The organism is Janthinobacterium svalbardense, assembly GCF_002327145.1.
In the GTDB taxonomy this organism is placed as follows: Bacteria; Pseudomonadota; Gammaproteobacteria; order Burkholderiales; family Burkholderiaceae_D; genus Janthinobacterium; species Janthinobacterium tructae.
The window spans coordinates 5,154,334-5,167,164 of the sequence record NZ_CP023422.1 but is presented as its reverse complement, the minus strand read 5'-3'; the positions used below and the strand labels follow the sequence as shown (position 1 = coordinate 5,167,164).

The following is a 12,831-nucleotide window of genomic DNA, read 5'->3' as shown; positions in this document are numbered from 1 at the left end:
TTGCTGCAATCAGTTACGAGTCTACGCACACGCCGTAAAGATGTCTACTGGAATCCTTTGCCAGGCCTTGCATTTCCTATAATGGCTGCACCATCACACGGTTGCGCCCGGCGCCCTTGGCCAGGTACAGGGCGCGGTCGGCGGCGCCGATCAGGGCGGAGATGGCCAGTTGCTGCTGCGGGTGCTGCGTGGCGATGCCGATGCTGACCGTGATGTGCTTGACCGCATTGCCCGTCTTGGCATGCGCAATGCGCAGTTCGGCCACCCGTTCGCGGAGCGCCTCGGCCATGCGCAGCGCCTGCGCGGCGTCCGTGTCGGGCAAGATGGCGGCAAATTCCTCGCCGCCATAGCGTGCCAGCAGGTCGGTGGGGCGCTGCAGCATGGCGGCCAGTTCGGCTGCCACGCGGATCAGGCAGTCGTCGCCCTGCTGGTGCCCGTAATGGTCGTTGTAATCCTTGAAATGGTCAATATCGATCATCAGCAGCGACAGGGGGCTGCTTGTGCGCATGGCGCGCCGCATTTCCTTCTCGATCGCCACGTCGAAGTGGCGGCGGTTGGCAATGCCCGTCAAGCCGTCGGAAAACGTTTGCGAGCGCAAGACCATGGTTTGTTCGCGCAGCAGCTTTTCACGGCCTACGGCGATGGTGACATCATTGATCTGGATCAGGCAGTGGCGCGGTGAAGCGGGTAGATTGATCGGCGTGACGGCGATCGCCTGCTGCATGCGCTCGCCGCCTTCTGCCGCGCCAACGCTTGCGCCATGCGTGTACAGGGCAAATGGCGCCTTGTGCAGCGTTTGCGATAATAGCGACTGGAAATTGTCGCGCAGGGCCTGGGTGATGGCTGAATCGATGCGCTTGTGCCGCAGTTCCGGATAGACGGCGAAGAAGTCTTGCCCCAGCACGGCGTCGGCCCGGCATGCCGAGTGGCGCGCCATCCAGTGGTTCCACAGCACGATGCGGTGCTGCTCGTCGAGCACGATGGCGCCCAGGTTGACGGCGCCGAGTATGCTCTCGAGCAGGGCGAGTCGGTGTAAGGCATCCGGCATGATCGTCACGCCTGTCCCAGGACCTTGGCCAGATAGTGGCTGACCTGCTGTTTCAGGTCGTGCAAGGCGGACAGGTCGAGCACGAAGGCGACATAGCCGTGGATCTGGTGCTTGGACAGCACGAAGTCGATATGCAGCATCAGCACGACGGCTTCGTCATCGCGGCCGCCGAACGAGGACAGGATTTCCGCGCTGGTGCCCACGTGGTACAGGGGCAGCGAACCATGCAGTTCGCTGTCGAACAGGTTGGCCAGGGTGCCCACGCAGGAGTTGAGGATGATGTTGCCGATTTCGCTCATCGCCTCCTGTTCCATCTCCGTCAGTTCCTGCAGCGGCATGGCATCGCCCACCATCAGGCGCACGATTTCCAGGCTCTTGTCTTCCGGGAACATCAGGATGGCTTCGGTGGCGAAGGCGCCATCGTAATGCTGGCTGACGCCGCAGATGCGTTCGCCATCCTTCTTGCTACCCAGCAGGGCGGCCGCGTCGGCACGGTTCAGGAACGTGATCGACGGCACCGACATGGTGACTTCTTCATTGACGATCTCGCTCATCGCGGCGGCCGCATGGCCCACCCCGATGTTGAATATCTCTACCAGGGCATCGTTTTCGAGTTCGGAGAGATTGATCATGCTCACAGTCCCAGTGATTCGATCAGCTGATGGATGCGGGTTTCCGTGATCGGTTTTTCCATGAAGCCGACGCCGAGCTCGCTGGCGCGGTTGCGGATGGCGTTTTGCACATTCGCCGTGACGAGAATGATGTGCGTTTGCGGATACAGCACGCGCAATTGTTCCGCCGCCGCCACGCCGCCCATGCCGGGCATGTTGACATCCAGTAATATCAGGACAGGGTTGACTGTCTTGACTTTTTCCAGGGCTTCTTCACCCGTCGCCGCCTCAATCACTTGCCAGTCGGCATGTTTGCTGAGGATGAACTGATGCGACATCAAACGTGAAACCCGGCTGTCATCGACAACAAGTACCTGTTTACTGTGATTCATTTGCTATTCCTGAAACGTCATATCGGTCGATCATTCCATTTTCGCATATTTTAAAGGCCATAGAGAGTAATTGAATGGGGAATTGCCCTATGGTAAGTTTTTCCCGTTTAGCTGTTGTATCTCATGGTATGGTCGGTCATCATGGCCGGCAAGCCGGGCTGGCAATCCGTTAAAATAGCGCCATTCCCCACTTTAGCCTGAATGTCATGACCCAAGACGAATTGAAGCAAGCCGTAGCCCGCGCCGCCATTGATTATGTGGTCGACGGTGAAATCATCGGTGTCGGCACCGGTTCTACCGCCAATTTTTTCATCGATGAACTGGCCAAGATCAAGCACCGCATCAAAGGCACGGTCGCGTCGTCCGAAGCGACGGCCGCGCGCCTGGCTGGCCATGGCATTGCCGTCTTCGACCTCAACGACGTCGAGTCGATCGCCGTCTACATCGACGGCGCCGATGAAATTACGGCCAGCGGCGCCATGATCAAGGGCGGCGGCGCGGCATTGACGCGTGAAAAGATTGTTGCTTCGGTAGCGAAGCAATTCGTCTGTATCGCCGACGGCTCCAAGCTGGTGGGCACTTTGGGCGCCTTCCCGCTGCCGGTGGAAGTGGTGCCGATGGCCCGCGCCGCCGTCTCGCGCCAGCTGGCCGCGCTGGGCGGCACGCCCCGCTTGCGCCTGAAAGCGGGCAGCACGGAAGCCTTCATTACCGACAACGGTGGCGAAATCATCGACGTGCTGGGCTTGCAGATCGCCGATCCGGTAGCGCTGGAACAGCAGATCAACCAGATCGTTGGCGTCATCGCCGTCGGCCTGTTCGCCGTGCGCGGCGCGAATGTTTGCCTGCTGGGCATGCCGGAAGGCGTGCGTACGCTGGCCTACTAAGGTGATAGCCGGCGTTCGCCGGCGTTGGCACCTGTCTTATACTGCGGCCCCTTGCGGGCCGCTTGTCATGTGCGCCTGGCGGTACACAGCCACGGTGCGCAGCAAGCCCCGAGGAAGATGCCGCTGAAGCCACCGTAGGCGAGGCAGACGGGTACGCTGAAGCCGGTCGCATGGGCATAGGCCGGCGCGATGGACAGGGTTACGGCGACCGCATATTTCATGCAAAAAATACTTATCATCAGGATCAACGGCAGCCAGCTGCCGGGATGCTGCACGCTGTGTCGCTGGGGAATGGCCACGATCTTGCGCGTATCGACCAGCGTCCATGCCAGCGCCGCGCCGGCCAGGGCACCGGTCAGCCAGGCGAACGGCGCCATGCCATCGAGGCCGAAACTGCCATGCACGCCGCTCAGGGACAGGACCAGCATGACCAGGGGAATGATGCACAGCTTGCGCAAGGTCACTTCGCGTGCGCGGCTGGCCAGCACGCCCCGGTACACGAGAAAGCCCAGGATGGCCCAGACGTAGAGGGGGTGTGGCTGAAGATGTGCTGCAACATGGTGTCCGCCTTGGTGTGAAGTTGTCGATGGACGTACTGTGCCAGCCGGCGGCGTGGGCGGCGAGCGGTGTGCGACGAAACGGGAAGGAGGTGCCGCGAAACGGCGGGGCAGGGCGTGAAACGCAGGTGAAACTGCCCGTGACGTGGTCACGGGCAAGCGATAAAACTTATTCCGTCGGTGGTACGTAGCCCATGGCGGCATCGGCACCATCGCCGAAGAAATGCTTTTCCATCTGCGTGGCCAGGTATTTACGGGCGCGCGCATCGGCCAGGTTCAAACGGTTTTCATTGACCAGCATGGTCTGGTGCTTGAGCCAGGCGGCCCATGCTTCTTTCGACACCGATTCGTAAATCTTCTTGCCCAGTTCGCCCGGGTACGGTGGGAAATCCAGTCCTTCGGCTTCCTTGTTGAGTTTGATGCAGTGGATCGTGCGGGCCATCTGTGCTCCTGAATCAGTGTAGAGATAAAGCGTGATTATAAGGTACTTTGCGCCTGCCCTCGCGGGGCCGTCGCGGCCCGGCCACGCGCCGTTTGCCGCACCCTTGCGCTGGATCAAATTTGATCTGCGCCGCCCCAGCTAGTAAGATGCCTTATCACGCCAGCCGCTGGCTGTGCCTCGTCCAAGCAAGTAGTAGCAATTAACCAATATGGAATCCGTATGACCTCAGTGAAAGTCCATGGCATCGACGTCAGCAATGCAGGCAGCTTCGTGCTGTTTGGCGGCATCAACGTGCTCGAATCGCGCGATCTCGCCATGCGCGCCTGCGAAGAATATGTGCGCGTGACGCAAAAACTGGGCATTCCCTATGTGTTCAAGGCCAGTTTCGACAAGGCCAACCGTTCATCGATCCATTCCTACCGTGGCCCTGGCCTGGAAGAAGGCATGCGCATCTTCCAGGATGTGAAGGCGGCGTTCGGCGTGCCCGTGATTACCGACGTGCATGAGCCATGGCAGGCGCAGCAGGTGGCCGAGGTGGTCGACGTGCTGCAGCTGCCCGCCTTCCTGGCGCGCCAGACGGACCTGGTCGTGGCCCTGGCGAAAACGGGTAAAGTCATCAACATCAAGAAGCCGCAATTTTTGAGTCCTGGCCAGATGGCCAATATCGTCGAAAAATTCAAGGAAGCGGGCAACGATCAATTGATCCTGTGCGACCGTGGCACGTGCCTGGGTTACGACAACCTGGTGGTCGACATGCTGGGTTTTGGCGTCATGAAGAAAACCTGTGACGACCTGCCCATCATCTTCGACGTCACGCACGCGCTGCAGCAGCGCGACCCCGGCGGCGCCGCTTCGGGCGGCCGCCGCCAGCAGGTGGCGGACCTGGCCCGCGCCGGCCTGGCCGTCGGCATCGCCGGCCTGTTCCTGGAAGCCCATCCTGACCCGGACAACGCCCGCTGCGACGGCCCCAGCGCCTTGCCGCTGGACCAGTTGGAACCATTCCTGGCGCAATTGAAGGCGCTCGATGACCTGGTCAAATCGTTTGCGCCGTTGAATATCAAGTAATGATGTGTAAGTAAAGAAAAAGCCCGGCATGCCGGGCTTTTTCAGTTTTACAGTGTCTTGATGAGCACTTGGGATTTGCGTTGCCAGTTATACATATGCTGGCGGTCCTTCGGCAAATCGTCGACGGTGGCGGGCACGAAACCGCGTTTCTTGAACCAGTGCGAGGTGCGCGTGGTCAGTACGAAGAGTTTGTTCAGGCCGGCGGCACGCGCGCGGTTTTCCATGTGTTTCAGGATGCGCTCGCCGTCGCCCTGGGCTTGCACTTCCGGGTTGACCGTCAGGCATGCCATTTCCGCCATCTTTTGCGCGGGGAACGGGTACAGGGCGGCGCAGCCGAAGATCACGCCATCATGCTCGATGACGGAGAAATAATCGATTTCGCGTTCGATCAGCTCGCGGCCCCGCTTCACCAAAGTGCCGTCCGCTTCCAGCGGTTCGATCAGTTTGATGATGCCGCCCACGTCTTCGATGGTGGCCTGGCGCAGGCTTTCCAGGTTTTCATGGCTGATCATGGTGCCCACGCCATCGTGGGTAAACAATTCCAGCAGGGCCGAGCCATCCATCGAGAATGGCACGATGTGCGAACGCTCGACGCCGTTGTGGCAAGCCTTGACGCAATGTTTCAGGTAGAACGCCGTGGCGTCCGGCAAAAATCCTGCCATCAGCACGGCTTCGGCCTGGTGCGACGACAGTTCGCGAATTTCCACGCCCGTGGCGTCTTCCATCATCGGTGTTTCCGTGATGAAAATCAGTTTGTCCGCGTGCAGGGCGATGGCGGCGCTGCAGGCCACATCTTCCATGGTGAGATTAAACGCTTCGCCGGTCGGCGAGAAGCCCAGCGGCGAGAGCAGCACCAGGCCGTCGGAACCGAGGATGGAATGGATGGTTTCGGCGTCGACCTTGCGCGTGATGCCCGTCAGTTCCAGGTCCACGCCATCGATCACGCCCAGCGGGCGCGCCGTGATGAAGTTGCCTGAAATGATACGGATGGCCGCATGCGACATGGGCGTATTCGGCAAGCCCTGGCTGAACGCGGCCTCGATATCGAGGCGCAGCTCGCCGGCCGCTTCCTTCGCGCATTCCAGCGCGGCGATATCCGTGATGCGCACGCCGTTGTGGAAGCGGCCTTCGACGTTACGCAAGGCCAGTTGTTCCGCCACCTGCGGCCGCGAGCCGTAGACGACGGTGACATTGATGTCCAGCGCATGCAGCAGGGACAAATCATGGGCCAGCACCTGCAGCGCCCCGGCGCTGACGAGTTCACCGGGGAAGGCGACCACGAAGGTCTTGCCGCGAAAGGCGTGGATGTAGGGCGCGACGGAGCGCAGCCATTGGACGAATTGGGTAGGGTTTTCCATTAAGCGCATTATAATTCGCTGCGCGATGTGCGCGCTTAAAATACCTGTAAAAAAACAATGTCTTCAGCCAGCAATAAGTCTTCCCCTCCGTCCACCGTTGCAAATGTGCCCGCCAGCGCGGATATTGCCACGCCTGCCGCTACGCCCGCGCAGGGCCGGTCACGCCCGCCCGTGAGCCAGCAAAGGCCGCAGCCGCCGCGCGCGGAGCAACAGAAACAGCAACAGCAGCAGCGCGCCCCGCGCGAGGGCCAGGAAAGCCGCGACGCAGCGCGCGCCGCGCGCGAGGCGGAAAAGGCTTTCCGCAATCCGCTGCCACCGATTACGTATCCGGAAGACTTGCCCGTCTCGGGCCGGCGCGCCGAAATCGCCAAGGCCCTGACGGAAAACCAGGTCATCATCGTCTCGGGCGAGACGGGTTCCGGCAAGACGACGCAGTTGCCGAAGATTTGCCTGGAACTGGGACGTGGCCAGAAGGGCATGATCGGCCATACGCAGCCGCGGCGTATCGCCGCTTCCTCGACGGCCAAGCGCATCGCACAGGAACTCGGTACGCCGCTGGGCGAAACGGTGGGTTTCAAGGTGCGCTTTACCGACACCCTGAGCCGTGGCGCCTCCGTCAAGCTGATGACGGACGGTATCTTGCTGGCCGAGACGCAGACCGACCCGTTGTTGAAAAATTACGACACCATCATCATCGATGAAGCGCACGAACGCAGCCTGAACATCGATTTCCTGCTCGGTTACCTGAAACAGCTGCTGCCGCGCCGGCCCGATTTGAAAATCATCATCACCTCGGCCACCATCGATGCGGAACGCTTTTCGCGCCATTTCGGCACGCCGGGAAAACCCGCGCCCGTGATCGAAGTGTCGGGCCGTTTGTACCAGGTGGAAGTGCGCTACCGTCCCGTGGAGCGCGAGCAGGTGGTCATGCCGGGTGCCGCCAACCCTGACAAGCCTGGCCAGCGCACCGCTGCCGCGCGCGAAAAGCGCGACCTGATGGATGCCGTCGTCGATGGCGTGGAAGAGCTGTGCCGCATCGGCTCGGGCGACGTGCTGGTGTTCTTGCCCGGCGAGCGCGAAATTCGCGACTGCGCCGAAGCGCTGCGCAAGCACCATCCGCCGCACGTGGAGATTTTGCCCCTGTTCGCGCGCCTGTCGGCCGAGGAGCAGGAAAGGGTCTTCAAGACCAGCAATGCGCGCCGCATCGTGCTGGCCACCAACGTGGCGGAAACCTCGCTGACCGTGCCCGGCATCCGCTACGTGGTCGACGCGGGCCTGGCGCGCGTGAAACGCTACAGCTATCGCAATAAGGTGGAGCAGCTGCAGGTCGAGCCGATCGCCCAGTCGGCCGCTAACCAGCGCGCCGGCCGTTGCGGCCGCGTGGCCGATGGCGTCTGTATCCGTTTGTACGAAGAGCAGGATTATTTGCTGCGGCCCAAATTCACGGAGCCGGAAATCCTGCGCTCTTCGCTGGCCGCCGTCATCCTGCGCATGAAATCCCTGCACCTGACGGACGTGGAAACCTTCCCCTTCATCGAGCCGCCGCTGGCGCGCGCGGTGGCCGACGGCTACCAGTTGCTGCAGGAACTGGGCGCCGTCGACGAGGTGAACCAGCTCACGGCGCTGGGCAACAAGCTGGCCAAGCTGCCGCTGGACCCGCGCGTGGGCCGCATGATCCTGGCCGCGCTCGATAACGCGTGTCTGACGGAAGTGTTGATCGTCGCCTCGGCCCTGTCCGTGCAAGACCCGCGCGACCGCCCGATGGAGCACCAGCAGGCGGCCGACGAGGCGCACAAGAAATTCGCCGATGAAAAGTCGGAATTCTTGAGCTACCTGAAAATCTGGCGCTGGTTCGAGTCCGCCATCGAGCACAAGAAAACCAACCGCCAGCTGCAGGACAATTGCCGCACGAATTTCCTGTCGCAGATGCGCTTGCGCGAATGGCGCGACGTGCACTCGCAGCTGCTGACCATCGTCAAGGAGCAGGGCTGGCGATTGAATGAGGCACCGGCCACCTACGACAACCTGCACATGGCCTTGCTGACCGGCTTGCTGGGCAATATCGGTTTCAAGGGCGAGGACGAGCCGGGCGCCGGGTACCTGGGCGCGCGCGGCATCAAGTTCCATATCTGGCCCGGTTCCTCGCTGCTGAAAAAGCCGGGCAAGTGGATCATGGCGGCCGAACTGGTCGACACCACGCGATTGTATGCGCGCTGCGTGGCGCAGATCCAGCCCGAATGGCTGGAAAAAGTCGGTGAACATTTGCTGAAAAAATCGTGGGGCGAGCCGCGCTGGGAAAAACGTTCGGCGCAAGTGACGGCCTCGGAACGCGCGACCTTGTATGGCCTGGTGGTGTACAGCCAGCGCCGCATCAATTACGGCAATTTCAACTTGCCGGAAGCGCGCGAAATTTTTATTCGCGACGCCCTCGTCGGCGGCGACTTCGACACGCGCGCGCCATTCTTTGCGCACAACCACAAGCTGATCAAGGACATTGAAAACCTCGAACACAAATCGCGCCGCCTGGACGTGCTGGTCGACGATGAACTGATCGCCGCCTTCTACGACAAGCTGCTGCCGGCGGACGTGTGCAATGGCGCCGGTTTCGAAAAATGGCACAAGGAAGCCACGCGCGAGAACCCCAAGCTGCTGTATCTGAACCGCGAAGAGCTGATGCGCCACGAGGCGGCCGGCGTGACCACCGACTTGTTCCCGAAAACCATGTCCGTGACGGGCCTGGAAATGGGCCTGACGTATCACTTCGAGCCGGGCAGCGTGCGCGATGGCGTGACGTTGAGCGTGCCGCTGTATGCGCTGAACCAGTTGCCACGCGAGCGCTGCGAATGGCTGGTGCCGGGCATGCTGAAGGAAAAAGTGCATCTGCTGCTCAAATCGCTGCCGCAAAAGCTGCGTCGCCACTGCGTGCCGCTGCCCGACTATGCGGCGAAATTCTGCGAGCGCGTGCATGAAGCGGGCGTGTTTGGCCGGGGTGACCTGATCGACGCCATCATCCTCGATATCCGCACGCAGATCACCATCAACGTGCTGACGACGGATTTCAAGCCGGAAACCCTGCCTGCCCATCACTTCATGAATTTCAAGGTGATCGACGAGCATGGCCGCCAGCTGGACATGGGCCGCAACCTGGCCACCCTGCAGGCGGAATTCGGCGGCCAGGCGCGCCAGAGTTTCCAGAAACTGGCTGAAGTGTCCGGCGTGTCGGGCACGGGCACGCCCGGTGCGAAGGTAGCTGGCGCGCAAGTGGCGTCGCGGCTGCAGGCACAGAACGCTACGGTCGCAGCAGGCAAGGGCGCGTCCGCCGCTACCGCGCCGGCAGCGCCGAATGCCACCGTCTCGCAGCACATGGGCTTGACGGCCTGGACCTTTGGCGAATTGCCGGAGCTGCTCGAAATCGTGCAGGGCAAGCTGACCCTGATCGGCTTTCCCGCGCTGGTCGACAAGGGCACGCATTGCGACCTGGAAGTGTTTGACGACCCGACCGTGGCCGCGCGCACGCACAAGATCGGTTTGCGCCGCTTGTTCGCGCTGCAAATGAAGGAGCAGATCAAGTACGTCGAGAAAAGCATCCCGGGTTTACAGCAGATGGGCATGCAGTTCATGGCCCTGGGGTCGCAGGAAGAGCTGCGCGAGCAAATCATCAACAAGGCGCTCGACATCGCTTGCCTGCAAGATCCGCTGCCGCTGGACGCCGCTTCGTTCGCCAAGCGCCAGGCGGAAGGCAAGTCGCGCCTGGTTCTGTTGGTGAATGAAATCGCCCGCCTGCTGTCGCAAGTACTGACGGAATTTCACGGCTTGCCCAAGCGCCTGCAGAATATTCCTGCAGCGGCAGCGGCCGATATCCAGTCGCAGCTGCAGGGACTCGTGCATAAACGCTTCCTGACGGAAAACGAGTACACGCAGCTGGCGCACTTCCCCCGCTATTTGAAGGCGATCAATGTGCGCCTGGAAAAACTGCGCGCCGACCCCGCGCGCGACACCAAGTTGATGGCCGAATGGCAATCGGCGGCCGCACCCTACCTGCGGCAAGCGAAGGACCGCCAGGCCGGCAAGAACACGGACCCGAAACTGGTCGAGTTCCGCTGGATGCTGGAAGAGCTGCGCGTATCGCTGTTTGCGCAGGAATTGCGCACGCCGATGCCTGTTTCTGCCAAGCGCTTGCAGAAAGTATGGGAGTCGATGCAGCGGTAGGTTCATCCCCAAGCAAAGACTGGGGTCGTACCCTCAGGGTACGACCCCGGCCCTTGCCTGTCGGGTTTGTCTGCCTGGTCCATTAACTACGCTCGTCGCGCCCGTCATCGCTGAGCGATGAGTGCGAGCCGCCCTGGCTGCTGCCCGTGCCGGCGCGGCTGCCGCTCATGGAGGTGCCGGACATGCTGCTGTCGCTGCCCGATTGCAGGCTGGCGCCACTGCGCAGGTCGTTGCCCGATGCCATGCGGCCCGCCGCCATGGCGCCGCTGCCATAGCGCGTGCCGCTGCCATAGAACGCTTCCATCTGCTGGTTCCACGCATCGCTGCCCATGTCGGGCCAGTTGTTCTTGTCGAAACCGGGTGCGTCTTTCAGCTGGTTTTTTTCTACGTTGAGCAAGAAGCGCTTGTTGACGGGGTCCAGGGTCAGGCGTTCCCAGGGGACGGCAAACAGCTTGTCGCCCATGCCCAGAATGCCACCGAAGGACAGCACGGCATAGGCGATCTGGCCCGTGCGCATGTCGAGCATGATTTCCTTGATGTCGCCCAGTTCCTCGTCGCTGTGATTGTAGACATCGTCGCCGAGCAGGGTGTCGGCCCCCATCAGGGCCGGCCCCGGGCCGTCGTCGTTGCGGTACATGCCCAGGATGTCGCGGTCCAGATAGCTCATGGTGTTTTCTCCTCTGGTGAAATGCTGATCGAACACCTAGCGTAAGCATACGCCCAAGGTCACGCTTGATCTGCCTCAATCGTGCCTCCGGCACTTTTATCGGTGTGCAAACGCACGGTGTTGCCAGCCAATTGCGGTACTCTATGCGTTCTACGGAGGAGGCCGCACATGCTGACGATGCAACGTTGCAGAGGGATGAACTGGCGCTACGCTCCACCAAGCCACGCGCGCCGCTCGCCATGGTGAAGCCCGCCACCAAGTGGCTGCGCGGGCTATTGCGCGCCGGCAAGGCGCAGCAGCGTACGGCGACCAAACTGGCCAAGGTGCTGTTCGGGCCTGTACCCGCCAAGCCCAAGGCTAAACCCCGCAGCAAGACCGTGGCCAAGCCCAAGCCCAAGCCCAGACCGACGCCGCGCGCCAGGCCCGCCAGCGACGCCGTGCCCGCCCTGGCGCCGTTTGCCACGCCTCTGTCGCCCCCGCGCGTGCGCAAACGAACGGCGCCCCCGCCGGGCAAGTGGCTGGCCGCCCACTATGCGCCGTTGCCGGAGCTGGGGCAGTTGCCGGGCCGGCGCCTGCCGTATTTCCTGTACCTGCCCGAAAAGGCGCCCAGCGTCGCCATGCGCAGCCGGGGCCGGCCGCTGCTGGTGATGCTGCATGGCTGCGAGCAGAGCGCCACGCAGTTTGCCGAGGGCACGCGCATGAACCGCCTGGCCGAACGCAAGGGCTATGCCGTGCTGTATCCGCAGCAATCGCTGCGTTCGCATGCGCGCCGCTGCTGGAAGTGGTACGACAAGCTGACGCAGGAGGGCGGCGGCGACGTGCGCCTGATCGTCGGCGCCATCGAGCAAGTGGCGGCCCGCTACGCGATCGACCGCGCGCGCATCTATATCTGCGGCATTTCCGCCGGCGCCGGCATGGCGCATATCGTGGCCCTGAACCATCCCCATCTGTTTGCCGCACTGGGCCTGCATTCGGGGCCCGTGTTTGGCGCCGGGCATAACCTGATCGGCGCGCTGGGCGTGATGCAGCATGGCGCTGCCGCCCGTGCCGACGCGGCCATCGATGAAGTGCTGGCGCGCCAGCCCGCGTTTCCTCGCCTGCCGACCATCCTGCTGCAAGGGCTGGCCGACAAGGTGGTGCGGCCCATCAACCAGACGCAGCTGGTGCGCCAGAGCGTGCGCGTGAACCGCCTGCCAGCCGATACCTTGGTGACGGCGCAGCGCCTGCCGGGCGGCGCGGCGGGCGGGCGCAATCCGGCCCATGCGTACGCGCTGCACGATTATCAGGTGGGCCAGGAGGTGCTGCTGCGCGTGGCGCAGGTCGAGCACCTTGAACACGCGTGGAGCGGCGGCGACGCCAGCCTGCCGTTCAACGACAAGGCCAAGCCCGACGCCAGCAAGATGCTGCTCGATTTCTTCGCCAGCCACCGCCGCCGCTAAGCCAGCCTGCCGCGCGCCGCAACGGCGCGGCAGGCACTGGTACGCATCGCTACTCCCTTCCCCTCAGTGCCGGCCGTGCCCTCCTCAGCCCCGGCAGCGCATGCCGTGCTGCCCTCGGTTTTTCAAGTGGTATTGCTGCGGTATTTAAAAATCACAAAA

The 12,831-nt window shown here is 62.3% G+C and carries 11 protein-coding genes; 4 read left to right on the top strand and 7 right to left on the bottom strand.

What is annotated here, in order from left to right:
* Window positions 1–76: 76 nt before the first annotated feature.
* The 3 genes from CNX70_RS22960 to CNX70_RS22950 are packed head-to-tail and all read right to left on the bottom strand — an operon-like array spanning window position 77 to window position 2,051.
* Window positions 77–1,048 carry a sensor domain-containing diguanylate cyclase gene (locus CNX70_RS22960; protein ID WP_167389710.1) on the bottom strand — a complete coding sequence of 324 codons (972 nt, stop codon included), beginning with the start codon at window positions 1,046–1,048 and terminating at the stop codon, window positions 77–79.
* A 5-nt stretch (window positions 1,049–1,053) separates the two neighbouring features.
* Complete coding sequence (locus CNX70_RS22955) at window positions 1,054–1,680, bottom strand: chemotaxis protein CheC (protein ID WP_071075909.1); 627 nt, start codon at window positions 1,678–1,680, stop codon at window positions 1,054–1,056.
* Window positions 1,681–1,682: 2 nt separating this feature from the next.
* Window positions 1,683–2,051 carry a response regulator gene (locus tag CNX70_RS22950; protein WP_096237368.1) on the bottom strand — a complete coding sequence of 123 codons (369 nt, stop codon included), beginning with the start codon at window positions 2,049–2,051 and terminating at the stop codon, window positions 1,683–1,685.
* Between the two features lie 206 nt (window positions 2,052–2,257).
* Here CNX70_RS22950 and rpiA point away from each other — a divergent pair, with 206 nt between their 5' ends.
* On the top strand, window positions 2,258–2,935 hold the full coding sequence (rpiA, locus tag CNX70_RS22945; RefSeq protein WP_096237366.1) for a ribose-5-phosphate isomerase RpiA: 678 nt from the start codon (window positions 2,258–2,260) through the stop codon (window positions 2,933–2,935).
* A 65-nt stretch (window positions 2,936–3,000) separates the two neighbouring features.
* Here rpiA and CNX70_RS22940 read toward each other — a convergent pair whose 3' ends face one another.
* Window positions 3,001–3,435, bottom strand: a complete 435-nt coding sequence (locus CNX70_RS22940; RefSeq protein WP_244198929.1) for a DUF6622 family protein — start codon at window positions 3,433–3,435, stop codon at window positions 3,001–3,003.
* A gap of 226 nt (window positions 3,436–3,661) precedes the next feature.
* Window positions 3,662–3,934, bottom strand: coding sequence for an oxidative damage protection protein (locus CNX70_RS22935; protein WP_034750797.1), 273 nt, complete (start codon window positions 3,932–3,934; stop codon window positions 3,662–3,664).
* 219 nt (window positions 3,935–4,153) lie between these two features.
* On the opposite strand from CNX70_RS22935, the gene kdsA reads away from it, so the two are divergent.
* Complete coding sequence (gene kdsA / locus CNX70_RS22930; protein WP_096237364.1) at window positions 4,154–4,999, top strand: 3-deoxy-8-phosphooctulonate synthase; 846 nt, start codon at window positions 4,154–4,156, stop codon at window positions 4,997–4,999.
* A 47-nt stretch (window positions 5,000–5,046) separates the two neighbouring features.
* On the opposite strand, the gene argA is transcribed toward kdsA, so the two are convergent.
* Window positions 5,047–6,357 (bottom strand): amino-acid N-acetyltransferase, encoded by a 1,311-nt coding sequence (gene argA / locus CNX70_RS22925; protein WP_046685875.1) that lies wholly within the window; start codon window positions 6,355–6,357, stop codon window positions 5,047–5,049.
* 57 nt (window positions 6,358–6,414) lie between these two features.
* Here argA and hrpA point away from each other — a divergent pair, with 57 nt between their 5' ends.
* Window positions 6,415–10,566, top strand: a complete 4,152-nt coding sequence (gene hrpA / locus CNX70_RS22920; RefSeq protein WP_096237362.1) for an ATP-dependent RNA helicase HrpA — start codon at window positions 6,415–6,417, stop codon at window positions 10,564–10,566.
* Window positions 10,567–10,648: 82 nt separating this feature from the next.
* Here the strand turns inward: hrpA and CNX70_RS22915 are convergent, their stop codons facing one another.
* Window positions 10,649–11,233, bottom strand: a complete 585-nt coding sequence (locus tag CNX70_RS22915) for a PRC-barrel domain-containing protein (RefSeq protein ID WP_096237360.1) — start codon at window positions 11,231–11,233, stop codon at window positions 10,649–10,651.
* A 185-nt stretch (window positions 11,234–11,418) separates the two neighbouring features.
* On the opposite strand from CNX70_RS22915, the gene CNX70_RS22910 reads away from it, so the two are divergent.
* Window positions 11,419–12,672: an extracellular catalytic domain type 1 short-chain-length polyhydroxyalkanoate depolymerase gene (locus tag CNX70_RS22910; protein WP_341865530.1), complete on the top strand. Its 1,254-nt coding sequence runs from the start codon at window positions 11,419–11,421 to the stop codon at window positions 12,670–12,672.
* Window positions 12,673–12,831: the final 159 nt, after the last annotated feature.

Bases quoted from the DNA above. Each gene is read 5' to 3' on its own strand.
- CNX70_RS22960 (WP_167389710.1), bottom strand. From the start codon at position 1,048: ATGCCGGATGCCTTACACCGACTCGCCCTGCTCGAGAGCATACTCGGC.
- CNX70_RS22955 (WP_071075909.1), bottom strand. From the start codon at position 1,680: ATGATCAATCTCTCCGAACTCGAAAACGATGCCCTGGTAGAGATATTC.
- CNX70_RS22950 (WP_096237368.1), bottom strand. From the start codon at position 2,051: ATGAATCACAGTAAACAGGTACTTGTTGTCGATGACAGCCGGGTTTCA.
- rpiA (WP_096237366.1), top strand. From the start codon at position 2,258: ATGACCCAAGACGAATTGAAGCAAGCCGTAGCCCGCGCCGCCATTGAT.
- CNX70_RS22935 (WP_034750797.1), bottom strand. From the start codon at position 3,934: ATGGCCCGCACGATCCACTGCATCAAACTCAACAAGGAAGCCGAAGGA.
- kdsA (WP_096237364.1), top strand. From the start codon at position 4,154: ATGACCTCAGTGAAAGTCCATGGCATCGACGTCAGCAATGCAGGCAGC.
- argA (WP_046685875.1), bottom strand. From the start codon at position 6,357: ATGGAAAACCCTACCCAATTCGTCCAATGGCTGCGCTCCGTCGCGCCC.
- hrpA (WP_096237362.1), top strand. From the start codon at position 6,415: ATGTCTTCAGCCAGCAATAAGTCTTCCCCTCCGTCCACCGTTGCAAAT.
- CNX70_RS22915 (WP_096237360.1), bottom strand. From the start codon at position 11,233: ATGAGCTATCTGGACCGCGACATCCTGGGCATGTACCGCAACGACGAC.